A 20,078-nucleotide genomic window follows, 5' to 3' on the forward strand; every position below is an offset into this window, starting at 1 on the left:
TCGCTTGTTTCCCCCATGAAATACCCTGGGTCGAGTCATCCCCGGGCGGCGGATAATGTTAAGCTCGCGACTTTCCATTTGCTCAATCGCAAGTCACCTCTATATTGAGGGGGTGCTCTGAACTTCCTGCCTCTTATTGAGCTTGACCAATGGCAACTACTGATCAGTTGATCATCTGCGAGCACTGCGACAGCGTTTTCCAGAAAGTCACGCTCGCCAAACACCAAAAAACCCTGTGTACGCGCTGCGGCGGCGTACTTCAGCGCTATAACGGCCTCACGGTGGAACAGCGTCTTGCGTTGACCTTCACGGCGTTGATGCTGTGGATATTCGCCAATTTCTATCCGGTGATGAGCATCAACCTCAAAGGCGTGAAGAACAGTGCGACGCTCTGGGACTCGGTGCTGGCGCTGACCCAGGGGCCTATCACCTTCATCGCCATGGTGGCGGCAATCGCCATGATCATCGCGCCGATTTTCCAGCTGTTGCTGCTGATCTGGGTGCTGGGCTTCGCCCTCGCCCGTCAACGCTCGCCCGGATTCAGGTTATGCATGCGCTGGCTGGAAACCCTGAGGCCCTGGAGCATGCTCGAAGTCTGTCTGCTGGGTGCCATGGTCGCGGTGATCAAGCTCGCCGGACTGCTCGATGTGCTGCCCGGCATCGGGTTGTTCGCCCTGGCTGCGCTGAGCCTGATGATGATCCGCATCGCCGGGCGCGATATCCGCGAACTATGGGACCTTGTATGAGCACGCCTCCTTACGCCGACGAGCTCAACCTGTGCCTGTGTCACACCTGCGGGCTCGCCTGCGACATGACCTTCGAGCCCCACGAATGCGAGCGCTGCGGTGCACCGCTGCATCGGCGCAAAACCAATTCGCTGACCCGCACCTGGGCCTACATGATCGCGGCTCTGGTGTTCTATATCCCGGCCAACCTGCTGCCGGTGATGAACACCCAAATGGTCGGCAATGGCGCCGACAGCACGATCATGAGCGGCGTGCTGGAGTTCTGGGAGGCTGGGGCCTGGGACATCGCCCTGATCATTTTCATTGCCAGTATCGCGGTGCCGGGCATCAAGTTCGTTGCCATCACACTGCTGCTGGTCACCGTGCAACGCGACAGCGAGTGGGCTCGCAAGGAGCGGTCGACGTTGTACCGTTTCGTCGAGGTCATCGGCTATTGGTCGATGCTCGATGTGATCGTGGTCGCCCTGGTGGCTTCGCTGGTCAAGTTCCAGGCCCTGGCCGATATCGAGCCGCGCCCGGGCATTCTGTTTTTTGGTCTGGTTGTGGTGTTTACCATGCTGTCGGCAATGAGTTTCGATCCACGCTTGATTTGGGATAAAGAACGGGAAAACCCACACAATGAGGAGGTCACGGATGAAGTCACAAGCCACTGACGGGCCGCAAGCCCCCGGGCAGGCACCGATCAAGACCCGCCGCTTCAGCGTTTCGCTGGTCTGGATCGTCCCGATCGTCGCGGTGCTGGTGGGTATTTCGCTGGTGGTTCACAGCATTTTGCAACAAGGCCCGACCATCGTTGTCACGTTCAAGACCGGGGACGGCCTGACCGCGAACAAGACCGAGGTCAAATACCGCAATGTCGTGATTGGTCATGTCTCCGATGTGGAGCTGGCCAATGACCAGAAGAGCGTCAACGCCACCATCAAGCTGGAAAAGCAGGCCGAAAGCTTTACCCGCGAAGATTCGCAGTTCTGGGTCGTGCGGCCGCGCATTGGCGCGGGCGGTGTGTCCGGTATCGATACGCTGCTGTCGGGCGACTACATCGGTGCCGATATCGGCCAGGCCAACGGCCGGGCAAAAAACTTCAAGGGGTTGGAAAACCCGCCGCCGATCACCTATGGCGAGCCGGGCAAGCGTTTCACCCTGTTCACCCAGGACCTGGGGTCGCTGGATATCGGCTCTCCGGTCTACTACCGCAAGATCCCGGTGGGCCAGGTGGTGGCCTACGCACTGGACGCTGATGGCAAGGGCGTGAACATTGAACTGTTCGTCCATGCACCCAATGACAAATACGTCACCGAAAACACCCGCTTCTGGAACGCCAGCGGCATTGACGTGAACGTCGGCGCCAACGGTTTTGCGGTCAAGACCGAATCGTTGTCTTCCTTGCTGGTGGGCGGCATTGCCTTCCGCGCGCCCGACTACAGCCCTGACGATAAACCTGCGGCTGCCGAGTACGCCTACGAACTGTTCGAAGACCAGCAAACCGCCCTCGCCCCGCCAAACGGCAAGCCGCAGTACCTGGCCATGCGTTTCGACCAGGCAATGCGCGGCCTCAAAGTCGATGCCCCGGTGGAGTTCCTCGGCGTGGACATCGGCAAGGTGGTGGCGGTCAATCTGGATTATGACGAGAAAGCTCGCTCCTTTCCGGTCAACGTCGGCATCGTGATTTACCCGCAACGCCTGGGCCAGGCCCACATCAAAATGCTCAGGGTGCTCAAGCATGATCCCAATGACGAAGCCGCTGGCGTGCGGCTGATCGGCACCTTCATCGAGAACGGCCTGCGTGCCCAGGCCCGCACCGGCAACTTCCTGACCGGCCAGTTGTACATTGCCCTGGACTTCTACCCCAAGGCCGACAAAGTCGCCTTCGATGCAAACGCGCGCCCGGTCATGATTCCGACCATTCCCGGAAGCCTCGAGCAATTGCAGGAAAAACTCGAATCCATGGTCGACAAGATCAACAAACTGCCGATCGAGCGTATCGCCGGCAATCTCGATGGCAACCTCGTCGAACTGCGCAAAGGCATGATGCAATTCAACGGCAAGATCCTGCCTGGCGTGCAAACCACCCTGTCGGATGTCAGCAAGACCCTGGAAACCGCCAATTCGACCCTGCAATCGGCCAGTTCGACCTTGGCAGATGATTCGCCACAACGGGAAAAACTGGGGCAGACCCTGGATGAACTGGGACGCACGTCGAGATCCTTGCGTGATCTCTCGGATTACCTGGGACGGCATCCGGAATCGCTGATTCGCGGCCGTCCGAACAATGCCGCCCCCATGGATCTGCAAGGGCCACCGCGCAATTGAACACAGGAGCAACACCCATGGCTTTACCGCTGAAGTTCACATTGGTCACCGCGATGTTGCTGCTAGCCGCCTGCCGCAGTGACCCGATTCAATTCCACACCCTGACCCCGGCGCAGCAGGGCGATCACTCAAGGACCACTGTCGGGGTGATCCAGATCGAGACGATCAGCGTGCCACCCCAGGTCGATCGAGCGCAGATCGTCATTCGCGAAGGCAACAGTGGCCTGGCGATCCTGGAAACCCAATGGTGGGGCTCGACTCTCGTGGACGAATTGCGCAGTGCGCTGGTCGACCAACTGAGCAACAGTCCTGTACAAGGCCGACATTCGGTGCGGATCGATGTGCAGCGTTTTGACTCGGTCCCCGGCCAGTACGCCTTGATGGACGTGGAATGGCGCCTTCGCAGTGCCAGCACCGGCGACACGGCCCGGGTGATTTGCCGCAGCACCTTGCAAACGCCCTCGGGCGCGACCATCGATGACCTGGTGCTTGCCCAGCAAAACAACGTCAAACGCCTGGCCGCGCTGATCAGCCAGGCGGCAGTCAGACCACAGGTGAGTTGCCCCGCGCCCTGAACGCCTTCGCCTCCGGCTTAACGGCGACAAGTTCGCCGTTAATCCGTCCCTTCTGTGTTCCGCTGTAATTCTGCGCAACAGAAAAAAGATAACAATCCCCAGTAACCGACTAATGACTCGCTGGCCCCTCCCCCTGCAATTTTTTCACATTCCTTTCACTGTGCCGACACTTGCAGAGATGTAACTTTCGCTGCAGTTAATTCACCGAACTTAGTCTCCGTGGAATTTTTGTACTGTTTCGTGTTTTGTTTAAATAGAACCGTCGCCGTGCCGGTCACCGGTTTTGTCCTGCGACCAGGATCCCCGACCACCCTGGCCCAAGAGAGCCTGCAAACCCGGGTCCGATCACGGACGCGCAGCACGACAGCGCGCTGTTTGTCCGCGTCGATGGCCACGGGCAGTTGTAAGTGCCAGGCCATGTAAATACCGAAGACTGGAACACTCTGCTACAAGAGTAAAACTTGAGCCATAAGGGATCGAAAACTTTGGCAATAAGTCATTTCAAAGCTAACTGAATAACAGCTGAACAAACAACGAAAAGCATGAATTAACTTCTTGCCATTCAATATCATTCCGATTTTCGCTCTGCAAGTTACCCATCACTCTTTAATCAGCCATCCGAGTGCCAAGGTCGAGCCATGACGACAATTCAGCCATTGCCCAAATTTGCCGGCCATTCTTCCCCCCTGCACCCCCCGACGGCGCCTGCCAGCGAGCGCTGGATGCTATTGGCCTTGCTCCTGGCGTTCATCGCGTTCTACTTGCTGCCGCTGATGAGCCACGGCCTGTGGATTCCCGATGAAACCCGTTATGCCCAGATCAGCCAGGAAATGCTGCAGGGCGGAAACTGGATTTCGCCGCACTTCATGGGCCTGCGCTATTTCGAAAAACCCATTGCCGGGTACTGGATGATCGCCATCGGTCAGGCGGTGTTTGGCGACAATCTGCTCGGGGTGCGTATCGCATCTGCACTGTCTACCGGGGTGAGTGTGTGGCTGACCTGCCTGATTGCCCGCCGGTTGTGGAACGATCCGCGCAAAAGCTTCGCCTGCGCACTGTTGTACATGAGCTTCGGGCTGATTGCCGGTCAGGCCGGGTACGCCAACCTCGACCCGCAGTTCACCCTGTGGGTCAACCTGAGCCTGATCTGCCTGTGGTTCGCCATTGACAGCCGCACCACCCGTGCCCGACTGGGCGCCTGGGCAGTGCTGGGCATTGCCTGCGGCATGGGCTTCATGACCAAGGGCCTTCTGGCCTGGCTGCTGCCGACGGTGATCGCCCTGCCCTACATGGTCTGGCAGCGCCGCGTTGGCGAGTTGTTGCGATACGGGCCACTGACTGTCGTGGTCGCCGCGGCCGTCTGCCTGCCCTGGGCGCTGGCCATCCATCATCAGGAACCGGATTTCTGGAATTTCTTCTTCTGGAACGAGCACGTACGCCGCTTTGCCGCCGACAATGCGCAACACGCCCGTCCGTGGTGGTTCTACCTGCCGATGCTGGTGGTTTCCGTCCTGCCCTGGGCCGTGTTGTTGCCGACGACATTCATCCAGGCCTGGAACAACAAACGTCAGCCTGCCGGCGGTTTTCTCCTGCTCTGGTTATTGCTGCCATTGGCGATTTTCAGCATGAGCAGCGGCAAGCTGCCGACCTACATCATGCCTTGCCTGTTGCCGCTGGCGCTGCTGATGGGGCACGCGCTGACCGGCCTTTTGGAACGATCCAAATCACGGACCATTCGTTTCAACGGTTGGCTCAACGTGATCATTGCCACGACGGCCATGGCTGCTTTGCTTTACCTGCAATTGAGCAAAGAGATTTTCGAGAATACCGAGATGTTCAGCCTGTCCCTGGCGTTCATCGTGCTGCTGGGCTGGATCATCGCCAACGCCCTGCAGATCCTGCGGCCATTGACGTTATGGGCGATGCCGGCCCTCGGCATATGGCTGCTGGTAGCGCTGCTGCCCGCCGCCATGCCGGGCCGGATCGTCGACAGCAAGATGCCCGACCGGTTTATCTCCGAACACCTGGACAGCCTGAACCAGACCACCACGCTGCTGAGCAACGACCTGGGGGCGGCTTCGGCCCTGTCGTGGCTGACCAGGCGACCTGACGTTGCGCTGTACAACGTGGTCGGTGAAATGAAATACGGCCTCTCTGATCCGGCGGCGGCCTCGCGCAAGGTGACCCTGCAAGACGTCGGGCAATGGATGACCGAGGCGCGCAAGAAGGGCTCGGTCGGGGTGGTGATGAGGGTCAACAGCGTCGCCGAGGTTCAGGAAGTCGAGGCGCTGCCCACCGACGGCAAGCGCTATCGGCGCGGCAACCTGCAGGTCCTGATCTTCCCGCCCATCCAGCCCTGATGGAGAAGACGCCAAAAAGGGCCGGCAGGCACCCGGAACTGCGTCATATCCTGATCGACGATCATCCTTTTATGGACGAGTCGAACCGCAGTGGGCACAGTGCTGCTAATCTGAATGAAAATTACATGTATTAACGGTTTTTTTGACGTTATTTTCTCATTTGGACCTCTACATTTCCCGCACTTCAAAAACATGCAAATGATTCGCATTGGTTTACAGGCGGCTCAATGCGCATGACTTTCAAAAAAATGCACCAGGAGCAGCCCGCAGAATGATTCCAAAAATCCCTTCGTTCTTGAAAAAAGCCCTGTTGGCCACCGCTTTGCTGAGCGCCGGCCAGGTCTATGCCGCTGACTCCGTCGGCATCGTGGTGTACAACGCGCAACACGAAGGCCTGACCAAGGCCTGGGTCGAGGGCTTTACCCAGGAGACCGGTATTCCCGTCACCTTGCGCAACGGCGACGACACCGAGATGGGCAACCAGATCGTGCAGGAAGGCGCGGCTTCTCCGGCGGACGTGTTCCTGACCGAAAACTCCCCGGCCATGGTCCTGGTCGACAACGCCGGGCTGTTTGCGCCTGTCGACAAGGCCACGCTGGAGCAGGTTGACTCCGCCTACCGCCCGGCCCATGGCAAATGGGTCGGGATCGCCGCGCGCTCCACGGTGTTCGTCTATAACCCGAGCAAACTGCCGGAAGCCGACCTGCCGAAATCGATCATGGACCTGGCTTCGCCGAGCTGGAAGGGTCGCTGGGGGGCATCGCCAGGCGGTGCTGACTTCCAGGCCATCGTCGCGGCCATCCTCCAACAAAAGGGTGAAGCGGCTACGCTGGATTGGCTCAAGGGGATGAAAACCAACTACGCCAACTACCGCGGCAACAGTTCGGTACTCAAGGCGGTAAATGCCGGGCAGATCGACAGCGGCGTGATCTACCACTATTACAGCCTGGTGGATCAGTCCAAGACGGGCGAAAACAGCAAGAACACTACCCTGCACTATTTCAAGCACAAAGACCCTGGCGCTTTTGTTAGCATCTCCGGCGGCGGCGTCCTCGCTTCCAGCAAACACCAGGAACAAGCCCAGGCGTTCCTCAAATACATTACCGGCAAGGATGGCCAGGCCGTCCTGAAAAACGGCAAATCGTTTGAATACGCCGTGGGCAAAGGCGCTGCATCCAACCCTAAACTGGTGCCTCTGAATCAACTCGATGCGCCCACTGTCGATGCTTCGAAACTCGACAGTAAAAAAGCCGTGGAGCTGATGACACAGGCCGGACTGCTCTAAATTGATGCCAGAAACCCTGCCTGCGGGGGTCGCTGAGGCGACGCCCGCACATTTGCGTCGACGATCCCGCGGAGTCTTTGCGGGACGTGGCGGTGTATGGGTGATCGGTTTGTCGGTGCTGGTTTCATTACTGGCACTGCTACCGATCGCTTACGTGATTGGCGTGTCCCTGCAGACAGGCTGGTCAACCGTTGTGGCCCTGGTGTTCCGCCCTCGGGTCGGTGAACTGCTGGTCAACACCGTGTTGCTGGTGCTGCTGACGATTCCTTTGTGCGTGGCGCTGGGGGTGACACTGGCCTGGCTCACGGAACGCACGAATCTGCCGGGGCGGCGTTGGTGGTCGTTGCTGGCCACCGCGCCGCTGGCGGTGCCGGCGTTCGTTCACAGCTACGCCTGGGTCAGCCTGGTGCCACCGATTCACGGTTTGTTTGCCGGTGTCCTGGTCTCGGTCATCGCCTACTTCCCATTCCTGTATTTGCCGGTAGCGGCCACCTTGCGCCGGCTCGACCCGGCCATCGAAGACGTCGCCGAATCCATGGGGCTCAAACCCTGGAAAGTGTTTTTCCGCGTGGTGTTGCCGCAATTGCGCCTGGCGATCTGCGGCGGTGCCTTGCTGGTCGGCCTGCACTTGTTGGCCGAATATGGCCTGTACGCCATGATCCGCTTCGACACCTTCACCACCGCGATCTTCGATCAGTTCAAATCGACCTTCAACGGTGCGGCTGCACACATGCTGGCCAGTGTGCTGGCGCTGTGTTGCCTGGCGATGTTGACGGCCGAATCCGCCGCCCGGGGCTCCGCGCGTTACGCTCGCGTCGGCTCCGGAAGCGCCCGGGAGCAACGGGTCGTGCGCCTGAAACCGGCCTCCACCCTGCTCTCGCTGACGCTGCAAGTCGCGACCTGCGCCCTGGCCCTGGGCGTGCCCTTGATCACCCTGGGCAAGTGGCTAATTGCCGGTGGCGTGGAAGTCTGGAACATGGCCGAATTGTTGCCCGCCCTGGAGCAAACCCTGCTGCTTGGCATTTCGGGCGCGGCGCTGACCACCTGCGCGGCAATCCCGATTGCCTGGCTGTCGATTCGTTACCCCGGCCGACTGCAGCGGGTGCTGGAAAGCTGCAACTACATCACCAGCTCCTTGCCGGGCATTATCGTCGCGCTGGCACTGGTGACCGTCACGATCCATTTTGCCCGGTCGATCTACCAGACCACCTTCACCGTGCTGCTGGCGTATCTGTTGATGTTCTTGCCCCGTGCGCTGGTGAGCCTGCGCGCGGGCATTGCCCAGGCCCCGGTGGAACTGGAAAACATCGCCCGCAGCCTTGGCCGCTCACCGGCCCGGGCACTGTGGCTGATCACCTTGCGCCTGGCTGCCCCGGGGGCGGCCGCCGGCGCGGCGCTGGTGTTCCTGGCGATCACCAACGAATTGACCGCCACCCTGCTTCTGGCCCCTAACGGCACGCGAACCCTGGCGACAGGTTTCTGGGCCTTGACCAGCGAAATCGATTACGCAGCCGCCGCGCCCTACGCCGTATTGATGGTTGTGCTGTCGCTTCCGTTGACCGGACTTCTTTATCACCAATCGAAAAAAACGGCTGGCCGATGAACACTCTTGAATTGAATGCCCTCTACAAGTCCTATGGCGCCCATTGCGCCCTGGACAACGTCAGCCTGTCGGTGCCCAGCGGCAGTCGCACGGTCATCGTCGGCCCTTCCGGCTCGGGCAAGACCACGTTGCTGCGGATGATTGCCGGCTTCGAGTTCCCCGACTCCGGGCGTCTTTCGCTCAATGGCCAGACCCTGGTCGACGGCACCCACGAAGTGCCGGCCCATCAACGCCTGATCGGCTACGTGCCACAAGACGGCGCGCTGTTCCCGCACATGACCGTGGCGGCGAACATCGGCTTCGGCCTGGCGATCAAGGGCACTGAAAAACACCAGCGTGTCGCCGAACTGATGGACAGCGTGGCGCTGGACGCGAAGATGGCCGGGCGCTGGCCCCACGAGTTGTCCGGTGGCCAGCAACAGCGCGTGGCCCTGGCCCGAGCCCTGGCGCAACAGCCACGGCTGATGCTGCTGGACGAGCCGTTCTCGGCACTCGATACCGGATTGCGCGCCGCCATGCGCAAGATGGTTGCGCGGCTGCTGGAGGACGCGGGTGTCACCACCATCCTGGTCACCCATGACCAGAGTGAAGCCCTGTCGTTCGCCGATCAGTTGGCGGTGATGCGTCATGGCCGACTGGTACAGTCCGGGCATCCGCTGGATCTTTACCGCTATCCCGAAGACGAACAGACCGCATTGTTCCTGGGGGATGCCGTGGTGATGCCTGCACGCATCGAGGCCGGTTGGGCCCATTGCGACCTGGGGCGGATCCCGGTCAACAACCACCGCAACAACAGCTCGGCGCAGATCATGCTGCGCCCCGAACAACTGCTACTGGCCAGCATCCTCCCCAGCGACCCTGAAGCCAGCGGGTGCCGGGCCGTGGTCACCGATCGGGATTTCAGCGGCAACACCTGCACGCTGACGGTGGAGCTCCAGCCATTGACCCGCAACGAGCAATCGGGCCGATCATTGCTGGTGCGCAGTTCAGGCATGTATGCGCCACCGGCCGGCAGCGCGGTTCAAGTCTCGACCATTGGCCACGCCCATGTACTGAGCGAGATTTAATCGCTTACAGATCGAATCGATCCACCGCCCGACGCCGCTCGTTGTCGTCGCGCACATCGTAGTTGGCCGTGGTCTGGATGTTGCTGTGGTGCGCCAGTTTCTGTGCAATCGACAAGTCATGCTCTTCGATCACCCGGGTGATGAATGAACGCCGGAAGTCGTGGGGCATGATTTTCACCCCGACCTGCGCACCCCGTTGCCGGGCGATGTAGTAGATCGCATGCTTGGTGATGCGCTCACGAGTAATGTGGCTGCCGCGGCGGATGCGGTTGAACAGGAACGGGTCGTCCGGCTCGCCGTCCTTGAGCAGCGAACGGCGCAGCTCAAGCCAGGCTTCAAGCTTGGCGAAGGCCCAGGCCGGGGCGTACTTGATCAACTGTTTGTTGCCCTTGGCCGTCACCCGCAGGCTGCGCTCGGTGAAGTCGACCTGGTTCAGCTCCAGGTTCACCGATTCGGATTTGCGCATTCCCGAACCGTACAAAATCCCGATGATCGCGGCATCCCGCAGGCCTTGCGGCCGCGGATCGGCGGCGCAGACCGCCATCAGCTCCTGGATCAGCGTGCGCCTGAGATTACGCCCCTGGGACAGCCGCGTACCGGCCATACCCTTCACCGAACGCATCTTCAGCAAGTGATCCTGAGAGATCAGGCTCATGCGCCACGCTTCGTTCATCACCCCGCGCACCGCGTTGACGTAGAGCGACGACGTGTTCGGCGCATAGCCGTCCGAACGCAAGGTGGCCACCAACGCAATGACGTCCTCTGGCTGCAGGTTGTGCCAGGGGATTTCCTCTATATCGTGGTCTTCGAAGCCCAGGCGGTCGGCGGCGTCCTGCAGCACATAACGCATGGTCAGTTGACTGGACGGCGCCAGTCGCGCCAGATACAGAGTCAGCGGATTGGTGAGGGATGAGCGAGAATCAGTAACAGGTAAGTCAATCAAACGAAACGGCCTTGAATGTAAACAGTTCAATGAAACAACTAAGAAGTGAAATAACGATGAAGTAAAAGACATTGCCGCTGTAGGATTTTTCCTAGGAACTACCATAAATAGCGGAAGTCTGAACAGCAGCTTAATAGCTTTCAGATAAACGATTCCCCAACCGTTTTTTCATGTTCCTTTCACAAAATCGGGCATAACCTTCTATAAAGTCGAAGCAACCCGAATGGACGTCCAACCTGCCGCCCGTGGCAAAAAAAGTCAACCGATGCAGTTTTTTACCGCCAACCGGTAACTAATTGATTTGACGCAGGTTCTGAATTAGCGTCTAAGCTGATTTTTGGATCCCTTTTAGCCTCAAAGGCTATTTACGTTTCAGCCCCTGAGGTGCCCATGAGTCAGGCGTTTCTCCCTTTCTCCCGTCCCGGTATCGGCGACGAAGAAATCGCAGCCGTAGAGCAAGTATTGCGTTCCGGATGGATCACTACCGGGCCGAAGAACCAGGCACTGGAAGAACACTTCGCCAACTACGTCGGTTGTCGACATGCCGTGGCACTTTCCTCGGCCACCGGCGGGATGCATATCACCCTGCTGGCATTGGGTGTCGGTCCCGGCGATGAAGTCATTACACCGTCGCAGACCTGGGTTTCCACCGCCAACATGATCACCCTGCTGGGCGCCACGCCGGTGTTCGTCGACGTCGACCGCGACACGCTGATGACCGACGTGACCGCTATCGAAGCTGCGATCACGCCGCGCACCAAAGCCATCATCCCGGTGCATTATGCCGGTGCGGCATTCGACCTCGACCCGCTCTACGCCCTGGCCGACAAACACGGCATTGCCGTGATCGAAGACGCCGCCCACGCAGCTGGCACTTACTACAAAGGTCGTCACGTCGGCTCCAAAGGCACGGCGATCTTCTCGTTCCACGCAATCAAGAACATGACCTGCGCCGAAGGCGCCATGTTCGTCAGCGACGACGAAGCCCTGGCCTCGCGGGTACGCATGCTCAAGTTTCACGGGCTCGGGGTTGATGCCTACGATCGCCTGACCCATGGCCGCAAGCCCCAGGCCCAAGTGATCGAGCCAGGCTTCAAGTACAACCTGGCCGATATCAACGCGGCCATCGCGCTGGTGCAACTGGAACGCCTGGACGAGATCAACGCCAAGCGAACTCAATTGGCGCAGACCTACCTGCAGCGTCTGGAAGGCTTGCCGGTGCAACCCCTGGCCGTCCCCGCACATTCGCAAAAACACGCCTGGCACCTGTTCATCCTGCGCATCGACGCCGAGCTGTGCGGGCTGGATCGCGAAGCGTTCATGAAAGCCCTCCAGGAACAGAATATCGGCACCGGCATTCACTTCATTGCAACGCACCTGCACACCTACTATCGCCAACGTTTCCCCAACCTGTACCTGCCCAACACCGAATGGAATTCGGCGCGGCTGTGTTCGATCCCGTTGTTCCCCGACATGACCACCGATGATGTCGAGCGCGTCGTCGGCGCCATTGAAAACTGCATGGACAGAAGCCTTTGAGACCTTACCCAATCAACTTCGTTTCGATCGTCATTCCGGTCTACAACGAACAGGAAAGCCTGCCTGAGTTGCTTCGTCGCACCGAAGCAGCGTGTCAGCAACTGACCCATCCCTATGAGATCGTTCTGGTCGACGACGGCAGCCGCGATGATTCCGCGCAGATCCTGGAAGATGCCGCATCCCGCGAAGGCAGCACGGTGGTGGCGGTGATCCTCAACCGCAACTACGGCCAGCATGCGGCGATCATGGCCGGTTTCGAGCAGTGCAAGGGCGATGTCGTCATCACCCTCGATGCCGACCTGCAAAACCCGCCCGAAGAAATCCCACGACTGATCGCGCAGGCCGAACTTGGCTATGACGTCGTCGCGACGGTGCGCAACAACCGCCAGGACTCGGCCCTGCGCCGCTGGCCATCGAAGCTGATCAACCTCGCCGTGCAACGTTCCACCGGCGTGGCCATGAGCGACTACGGCTGCATGCTGCGCGCCTACCGGCGCACCATTGTCGATGCCATGCTTGCCTGCCGTGAACGCAGCACCTTCATTCCGATCCTGGCCAACAGCTTTGCCCGCCACACCACGGAAATCCCCGTGACCCACGCCGAGCGTGAACACGGCGATTCCAAGTACAGCCCCATGCGCCTGATCAACCTGATGTTCGACCTGGTCACCTGCATGACCACCACGCCGCTGCGGCTGCTGAGCATCGTCGGCGTCGGCATGGCGGCCCTGGGCATGCTGTTCGCCATCGCCTTGATCGTGCTGCGCCTGGTGTTCGGCGCCGGCTGGGCCGGTGGCGGCACCTTCGTACTGTTCGCCGTGCTGTTCGTCTTCACCGGCGGTCAATTCATCGGCATGGGCCTGCTGGGTGAATACCTGGGTCGCATGTACAGCGACGTGCGCGCGCGTCCGCGCTTCTTCATTGAAAAGGTGCTGCGCAGCCAGCCCGCCGCGCCCGCTTGCGTTGTTACCGTCGACGGCCTTACTTCCACTTCTTCAGACCAGGTTCCTTCATGAGCGCAAAAGCTGTTGTCTTCGCCTATCACGATATTGGCTGCGCCGGCATCGAATCCCTGCTCTCCTCCGGTTTCGAGATCGCGGCGGTGTTCACCCACGCCGACGATCCGAAGGAGAACGCGTTCTACGGCTCCGTCGCGCAACTGTGCGCCCGCCACGGCATCGCCGTGCATGCACCGGAAGATGCCAACCACCCGCTGTGGATCGAGCGCATCGCCAAGCTCGACCCCGACTACATTTTCTCCTTCTACTACCGCAACCTGCTGAGCGAGCAGTTGCTGGCCACGGCGAGCAAAGGCGCGTTCAACCTGCACGGTTCGCTGCTGCCACGCTATCGTGGTCGCGCACCGGCCAACTGGGTGTTGGTCAACGGCGAAACCGAGACCGGCGTGACCCTGCACCGCATGGTCAAGCGCGCCGACGCGGGCGCCATCGTTGCCCAGCAAAAGGTTGCGATCGAGCGCAACGACACGGCGCTGAGCCTGCACGGCAAATTGCGCACGGCGGCCGCTGACCTGCTGCGCGACACCTTGCCAGCGCTGCTGCAAGGCAAGACCAGTGAAACACCGCAAGACGAATCCAGGGCCACGTTATTCGGCCGTCGCACTCCGGCCGACGGCAAACTCGCCTGGGCCAGGCCGGCCGAAGAACTGTTCAACCTGGTCCGTGCCGTTACCCAGCCGTACCCGGGCGCCTTCTGCGCGGTGGGCGAGCACAAGCTGATTGTCTGGAGCGCCGATGTTGCCAAGGGCAACGAAGGCCTGGCGCCGGGCCGCGTCATCAGCGTCGACCCGCTGCGCATCGCCTGCGGTCAAGACTCGCTGATCATCAACGCCGGCCAGCGCAACGACAACGGTCTGTACCTGAGCGGCCCACAACTGGCCAACGAACTGGGCCTGGTGGACGGTTCCGTGCTGCGCGGCGCTGAATCCGGTCGCGCCCCGCGTCGCACCCGCGTGCTGATCCTCGGCGTCAACGGTTTCATCGGCAACCACTTGTCCGAGCGCCTGCTGAGCGACGACCGCTACGAAGTCTACGGCCTTGATATTGGCTCGGACGCCATCGACCGCCTGCGCAGCCACCCGAATTTCCACTTCGTCGAAGGCGACATCAGCATCCACTCCGAGTGGATCGAGTACCACATCAAGAAGTGCGACGTGGTGCTGCCGCTGGTGGCCATCGCCACGCCAATCGAATACACCCGCAACCCGCTGCGGGTATTCGAACTGGACTTCGAAGAGAACCTGAAACTGGTTCGCTACTGCGTCAAGTACAACAAGCGTGTGATCTTCCCGTCGACATCGGAAGTCTATGGCATGTGCCAGGACAACAACTTCGACGAGGACAACTCCAACCTGGTGGTCGGCCCGATCAACAAGCAACGCTGGATCTACTCGGTCTCCAAGCAACTGCTGGACCGCGTGATCTGGGCTTATGGCCAGAAGGGCCTGAACTTCACCCTGTTCCGTCCGTTCAACTGGATGGGCCCACGCCTGGACCGACTGGATTCCGCCCGTATCGGTAGCTCCCGAGCGATTACCCAACTGATCCTGAACCTGGTGGAAGGCACGCCGATTCGCCTGTTCGACGGTGGCGAGCAAAAACGTTGCTTCACCGACATCGCCGACGGTGTGGAAGCACTGGCGCGGATCATCGACAACGATAACGACGTCTGCAACGGCCAGATCATCAACATCGGCAACCCGGACAACGAGGCCAGCATCCGTCAGTTGGGCGAAGAGCTGCTGCGTCAGTTCGAAGCTCACCCGCTGCGCGCAAACTTCCCTCCGTTCGCCGGTTTCCGCGACATCGAAAGCAAGGCGTTCTACGGCACCGGCTACCAGGACGTGTCGCACCGCAAGCCAAGCATCGCCAACGCCAAGCGCCTGCTGGACTGGACGCCAACCGTTGAGATGAGCGAAACCATCGGCAACACCCTGGACTTCTTCCTGCGCGAGGCCATGCTCGAAATCGCGGACAAGCGTTGATGCAGGCGGGACTGCGGATTGATGTCGACACCTACCGGGGTACCCGTGACGGGGTGCCACGGTTGCTGGAAATCCTTGATGAAGCTCAGGTCAAGGCGACGTTCTTCTTCAGTGTCGGGCCGGACAACATGGGGCGCCATTTGTGGCGTCTCATCCGTCCACAGTTTCTCTGGAAAATGCTCCGTTCCAACGCAGCCGGCCTGTATGGCTGGGACATTCTGCTGGCCGGTACCGCATGGCCCGGAAAACCGATCGGCCGCGACCTGGGGCACCTGATGCGCCAGGCCCGGGATGCCGGGCATGAGGTGGGTTTGCACGCCTGGGATCACCATGGCTGGCAAGCCAATGCCGGGACCTGGAGCGACGCGCAACTGATCGAACAGATCCGCAAGGGTGTAGACACGCTCAGCGACATTCTCGGCGAGAAAGTCGACTGCTCGGCGGTCGCCGGCTGGCGTGCCGACGAGCGCGTGATCGAAGCCAAGCAGGGCTTCGCTTTTCGCTACAACAGTGACTGCCGCGGCCAGAGTCTGTTCCAGCCGCGACTGGCCAATGGGCAATTGGGTACGCCGCAAATCCCGGTGGATCTGCCGACCTTCGACGAAGTGGTCGGTCCGAGCGTCGCAGCCAAAGATTTCAACCGTTTCATCCTGGACCGGTTCACCCCGGAAAAACTCAACGTCTACACGATCCATGCCGAGGTAGAAGGGATTCTGATGGCCAACGATTTCCGTCAACTGCTGAACGATGCGCGTCAGCGAGACATTCGTTTTCACCCCTTGGGCGACTTGTTGCCCCAGGCCCCTGACAGTTTGCCGATCGGCCGCGTGGTACGCGGTGCGCTCGAAGGTCGCGAAGGCTGGCTGGGAGTGCAAGGCGCATGAGCAAACGCTGGGCTTTGCCGTTATTGCTGGCCATGATGGCGCTGGCGTACTTGCTGCCACTGGGCAGTCATGGCTTGTGGATTCCCGACGAAACCCGCTACGCCCAGATCAGCCAGGGCATGCTCCTGAGTGGCAACTGGGTGTCGCCGCATTTCATGGATGTGCGCTATTTCGAAAAACCCGCGGCCGGCTACTGGATGATCGCCCTCGGGCAGGCGCTGTTCGGCCAGAACCTGTTCGGGGTGCGCTTCGCCTCGGCGCTGAGCACCGGCCTGGGCGTGCTGCTGTGCTATCTGGTCGCCCGCCGGATGTGGAACGAGCCGCGCAAGAGTTTCGCCTGCGCCATGATCTTCATGAGTTTCACCATCATTGCGGCCATGGCGGGGTATGCCAACCTCGATCCGCAATTCAACTTCTGGGTCAACCTGAGCCTGGTGGCGCTATGGTTCGCCCTCGACAGCACGAGCCGTGGGCAACGCCTGGCCGCCTGGGCGGTGCTGGGCCTGGCTTGCGGCATGGGCTTCATGACCAAGGGTTTCCTGGCCTGGCTGTTGCCGGTGCTGATCGCCCTGCCCTGGATGATCTGGCAAAAACGCTGGCGTGAACTGCTGGTCTACGGACCCGTGGCGGTGGTGGTCGCCATCGTCGTCAGCCTGCCGTGGGCACTGGCCGTACACGCCCAGGAGCCGGACTACTGGCGATTCTTCTTCTGGCACGAGCATATTCGCCGTTTTGCCGGGGACGATGCCCAGCATGATGCGCCGTGGTGGTTTTACCTGCCGTTGCTGGTGGGTTTCAGCATGCCGTGGGTTGCCTTGCTGCCGCCCGCGTTCAAGCAAGCCTGGCAGAGCCGCCGCCAATCCAATATCGGGTTCCTGCTGCTGTGGCTGTGGATGCCGCTGTTCTTCTTCAGCCTGAGCAAGGGCAAGTTGCCGGCCTACATCCTGCCGTGCCTGCTGCCCCTGGCATTGTTGCTCGGCCATGCGCTGGCTGACCGATTGAAGCTGGAACAAGGTCGCGCCCTGGGCATCAACGGCCTGCTGAACCTGGCAGTGGGTGTGGTCACCCTGCTGGCTTTGGTTTACCTGCAATTGAAAAAGCCGATTTACGATCATGAACTGCACAACCTGATGTTGGTGTTCATCGGCTTGATCGGCTGGATCATGGCCAACCTGCTGCAGGCCTTCCGCCCGTTGCAGTGCTGGGCGGCCCCGGCGTTTGGCAGCCTGTTGCTCGCCGCCGTGCTGCCCGCCGGACTGCCCAACTCCGTCGTCGCCAATAAAACCCCTGACCAATTCATCCTCGATCATGCCCAGGAACTTGGCCAGAGCGCCAAATTGTTAAGCAACGATCTGGGGGCCGCGTCGGCGTTGTCCTGGCGGGTGAAACGGCCTGAAGTGGCTTTTTTCAACACGATAGGCGAATTGAAATATGGCCTTGCCTATCCTGACTCGCTTAAGCAGCGCGTCAACTCCGATCAGGTGCAACAGTGGATGCACGACGCCCGCCAGCAAGGCTCGGTGGGTGTGGTCATGCGGGTCAAGGGCGAAGAAGAGTTGCGCGAACTTGAACAGTTGCCCAAAGAGGGCAAGCGGTATGAACAAGGCAATCTGGTGATTTTGATTATTCCTCAGGCGGCACCATGAGCCTGCTATTGCTGTTAGTGGCCTGCCTGCTGACCTGCCTGGGCCAGATCGCCCAGAAATATGCGGTAGAAAGCTGGCGCGGCCAACCTGCCGGATGGGCGGACAAACTGCGTTCGCCCTGGCTTTGGCTGGCCCTCGCCTCTTTGGGCCTTGGCCTGCTGGTGTGGCTGCTGGTGCTGCAACGCCTGGAAGTCGGGATTGCCTACCCGATGCTGAGCCTGAACTTCGTGCTGATCACCCTGGTCGCGCGTTTCGTGTTCCACGAAACCATCGACCGCCGCCACTGGTTGGGTGTGGCACTGGTGATTGGCGGTGTGGCATTGCTGGGGCAACACGCATGAACCTGAGTCGCGGTATCACCTTCGCACTGGGCAGTGTTTTGCTGGTCAGCGCCGCCCAACTGGGCATGCGCTGGAGCATGAGTCACCTGCCGCAACCCGAACAATGGCTCAGCGCCCCCATCGACCTGACAGCAGTTGCCGTGGTGCTCCTGGCCATCGTCGCTTACGCCCTGTCGATGCTCTGCTGGCTCGCCGCCCTGAGGGACCTGCCCCTGGGTCGCGCCTACTCGTTGCTGAGCATCAGCTACGCATTGGTGTACTTGCTGGCCGCCAGCCTGCCGCTGTTCAACGAAACGTTCAGCCTTACAAAAAGCCTTGGCGTGGCATTGGTCATCCTCGGCGTCATCACCATCAATTCTCGACCTGCTCGTGCGCCCGAATCAAGGAGTGCTCCATGAAAATCAGTGTGTTTGGTAGCGGTTATGTCGGCCTGGTGCAGGCAGCGGTATTGGCGGAAGTCGGCCACGATGTGGTCTGCATGGACGTTGACGAGAATAGAGTCGACCTGCTCCAGCAGGGCCACGTGAGTATTTTCGAACCCGGGCTGGCCAGCCTGGTACGCGAAGGCCTGGATGCCAAGCGGTTGCAGTTCACCAGCGACGAAAAACTCGCTGTCCAGCACGGACAGGTGCTGTTCATCGCGGTCGGTACTCCGTCCCGGGACGACGGCTCGGCGGACTTGCGCTACGTGATGTCGGTGGGCGACGCCGTGGCCCGTCATCGCGAGCAACCGGCGATCCTGGTGGAGAAATCCACCGTCCCGGTCGGCACCGGCGATGCCTTGCGTGCACACATCGACAAATGCCTGCTCAACGCCGGGCGCGTGTTGCAGTTCGATATCGTCTCCAACCCGGAATTCCTGAAAGAAGGTTCGGCCGTGGCCGACTGCCGACGCCCGGACCGTATCGTCATCGGTTGTGAGCGCGAAGAAGTGCGTGACGTGATGCGTGACCTGTACTCGCCCTTCAACCGCAATCATGAACGCATCATGTTCATGGACCTGCGCAGCGCCGAGCTGACCAAGTACGCCGCCAACTGCATGCTGGCGACCAAGATCAGCTTCATCAACCAGATCGCCGAGCTGGCCGAACACCTGGGTGCCGATATCGAATCGGTACGCCTGGGCATCGGTGCCGACTCGCGCATTGGCTATCACTTCATCTACCCCGGTTGCGGCTACGGTGGCTCATGTTTCCCCAAGGACATGCGCGCCCTGATCCACAGCGCCGAAGAGGCCCATTGCTCCAGCGACCTGCTGCAAGCGGTGGAAGCCATCAACGAGCGGCAGAAATACAAGCTGTTCGAGCGCATCAACGCGTTCTACAAGGGCGACTTGCGTGGCAGGACCTTTGCCTTGTGGGGCCTGGCGTTCAAGCCAAACACCGACGACATGCGTGATGCGCCGAGTCGGGTGTTGCTCGAATCGTTGTGGGCCGCCGGGGCCAATGTCCGTGCGTTCGATCCGGAAGCCATGCAGGAAACCCAGAAGCTGTATCCCGATGAATCGAAACTGATGCTCATGGGTACGCCCGAGTCGGTCTTGTCCGGCGCCGATGCACTGATCATCTGCACCGAATGGCAACAGTTCAAGGCGCCGGACTTCGAACTGATTCGCCAGCGGCTCAACGCACCAGTGATCTTCGACGGCCGCAACCTGTACGACACAGACCGTCTGGCACGCATCGGTTTCACCTACTTCCCGATCGGCCGGGGCGAGTCGAGCAAATTGCCGATTCCGCACCAGCAATGGTTTGCCGAGTCAGTGGTCGCCTGAA

17 protein-coding genes are annotated in these 20,078 nt (G+C 60.4%); 16 read left to right on the forward strand and 1 reads right to left on the reverse strand.

Annotated elements, in window-relative coordinates:
- Positions 1-149 precede the first annotated feature (149 nt).
- The 8 genes from ACM6J5_RS14255 to ACM6J5_RS14290 all read left to right on the forward strand — a co-directional run bounded on the left by ACM6J5_RS14255 (position 150) and on the right by ACM6J5_RS14290 (position 9,946).
- Positions 150-746, forward strand: a complete 597-nt coding sequence (locus ACM6J5_RS14255) for a paraquat-inducible protein A (protein ID WP_414928771.1) — start codon at positions 150-152, stop codon at positions 744-746.
- The gene (locus tag ACM6J5_RS14260; RefSeq protein WP_150672878.1) at positions 743-1,399 is read left to right on the forward strand and encodes a paraquat-inducible protein A; all 657 of its coding nucleotides are present in this window, start codon (positions 743-745) and stop codon (positions 1,397-1,399) included. Before ACM6J5_RS14255 ends, ACM6J5_RS14260 begins: the two co-directional genes overlap by 4 nt.
- Entirely contained in the window at positions 1,380-3,056 is a 1,677-nt protein-coding gene (locus ACM6J5_RS14265) for an intermembrane transport protein PqiB (RefSeq protein ID WP_414928772.1), read from the forward strand. Before ACM6J5_RS14260 ends, ACM6J5_RS14265 begins: the two co-directional genes overlap by 20 nt.
- A 17-nt stretch (positions 3,057-3,073) precedes the next feature.
- On the forward strand, positions 3,074-3,631 hold the full coding sequence (locus ACM6J5_RS14270; protein ID WP_095943560.1) for a membrane integrity-associated transporter subunit PqiC: 558 nt from the start codon (positions 3,074-3,076) through the stop codon (positions 3,629-3,631).
- A gap of 638 nt (positions 3,632-4,269) precedes the next feature.
- Positions 4,270-5,991 (forward strand): lipid IV(A) 4-amino-4-deoxy-L-arabinosyltransferase, encoded by a 1,722-nt coding sequence (gene arnT / locus ACM6J5_RS14275; RefSeq protein ID WP_414928773.1) that lies wholly within the window; start codon positions 4,270-4,272, stop codon positions 5,989-5,991.
- A gap of 271 nt (positions 5,992-6,262) precedes the next feature.
- Entirely contained in the window at positions 6,263-7,276 is a 1,014-nt protein-coding gene (locus ACM6J5_RS14280; RefSeq protein ID WP_150672881.1) for an iron ABC transporter substrate-binding protein, read from the forward strand.
- Positions 7,277-7,280: 4 nt separating this feature from the next.
- Positions 7,281-8,879, forward strand: coding sequence for an ABC transporter permease (locus ACM6J5_RS14285; protein ID WP_150672882.1), 1,599 nt, complete (start codon positions 7,281-7,283; stop codon positions 8,877-8,879).
- Positions 8,876-9,946 carry an ABC transporter ATP-binding protein gene (locus ACM6J5_RS14290; RefSeq protein WP_150672883.1) on the forward strand — a complete coding sequence of 357 codons (1,071 nt, stop codon included), beginning with the start codon at positions 8,876-8,878 and terminating at the stop codon, positions 9,944-9,946. Before ACM6J5_RS14285 ends, ACM6J5_RS14290 begins: the two co-directional genes overlap by 4 nt.
- 4 nt (positions 9,947-9,950) lie before the next feature.
- Here the strand turns inward: ACM6J5_RS14290 and xerC are convergent, their stop codons facing one another.
- Positions 9,951-10,889, reverse strand: a complete 939-nt coding sequence (gene xerC, locus ACM6J5_RS14295) for a tyrosine recombinase XerC (protein ID WP_150672884.1) — start codon at positions 10,887-10,889, stop codon at positions 9,951-9,953.
- 390 nt (positions 10,890-11,279) lie between these two features.
- Between xerC and arnB the strand changes: the two genes are divergently transcribed.
- The 8 genes from arnB to ACM6J5_RS14335 are packed head-to-tail and all read left to right on the forward strand — an operon-like array spanning position 11,280 to position 20,077.
- A complete protein-coding gene (gene arnB, locus ACM6J5_RS14300) occupies positions 11,280-12,428 on the forward strand; it encodes a UDP-4-amino-4-deoxy-L-arabinose aminotransferase (RefSeq protein ID WP_150672885.1) in 1,149 nt (382 codons plus the stop codon).
- Positions 12,425-13,444, forward strand: a complete 1,020-nt coding sequence (gene arnC, locus ACM6J5_RS14305; RefSeq protein ID WP_150672886.1) for an undecaprenyl-phosphate 4-deoxy-4-formamido-L-arabinose transferase — start codon at positions 12,425-12,427, stop codon at positions 13,442-13,444. Before arnB ends, arnC begins: the two co-directional genes overlap by 4 nt.
- Positions 13,441-15,432, forward strand: coding sequence for a bifunctional UDP-4-amino-4-deoxy-L-arabinose formyltransferase/UDP-glucuronic acid oxidase ArnA (gene arnA, locus ACM6J5_RS14310; RefSeq protein WP_150672887.1), 1,992 nt, complete (start codon positions 13,441-13,443; stop codon positions 15,430-15,432). The genes arnC and arnA overlap by 4 nt, the downstream gene beginning before the upstream one ends.
- Positions 15,432-16,316: a 4-deoxy-4-formamido-L-arabinose-phosphoundecaprenol deformylase gene (arnD, locus tag ACM6J5_RS14315; protein ID WP_414928774.1), complete on the forward strand. Its 885-nt coding sequence runs from the start codon at positions 15,432-15,434 to the stop codon at positions 16,314-16,316. The genes arnA and arnD overlap by 1 nt, the downstream gene beginning before the upstream one ends.
- Positions 16,313-17,962 carry a lipid IV(A) 4-amino-4-deoxy-L-arabinosyltransferase gene (gene arnT, locus ACM6J5_RS14320; protein ID WP_414928775.1) on the forward strand — a complete coding sequence of 550 codons (1,650 nt, stop codon included), beginning with the start codon at positions 16,313-16,315 and terminating at the stop codon, positions 17,960-17,962. The genes arnD and arnT (ACM6J5_RS14320) overlap by 4 nt, the downstream gene beginning before the upstream one ends.
- Positions 17,959-18,303 (forward strand): 4-amino-4-deoxy-L-arabinose-phosphoundecaprenol flippase subunit ArnE, encoded by a 345-nt coding sequence (arnE, locus tag ACM6J5_RS14325; protein ID WP_150672888.1) that lies wholly within the window; start codon positions 17,959-17,961, stop codon positions 18,301-18,303. The genes arnT (ACM6J5_RS14320) and arnE overlap by 4 nt, the downstream gene beginning before the upstream one ends.
- Entirely contained in the window at positions 18,300-18,701 is a 402-nt protein-coding gene (arnF, locus tag ACM6J5_RS14330; protein ID WP_414928776.1) for a 4-amino-4-deoxy-L-arabinose-phosphoundecaprenol flippase subunit ArnF, read from the forward strand. The genes arnE and arnF overlap by 4 nt, the downstream gene beginning before the upstream one ends.
- Positions 18,698-20,077 carry a UDP-glucose dehydrogenase family protein gene (locus ACM6J5_RS14335; protein ID WP_150672889.1) on the forward strand — a complete coding sequence of 460 codons (1,380 nt, stop codon included), beginning with the start codon at positions 18,698-18,700 and terminating at the stop codon, positions 20,075-20,077. Before arnF ends, ACM6J5_RS14335 begins: the two co-directional genes overlap by 4 nt.
- The last annotated feature ends 1 nt before the right edge of the window (position 20,078 follow it).

Source organism: Pseudomonas sp. IT-P74 (genome assembly GCF_949768175.1).
Classification (GTDB): domain Bacteria; phylum Pseudomonadota; class Gammaproteobacteria; order Pseudomonadales; family Pseudomonadaceae; genus Aquipseudomonas.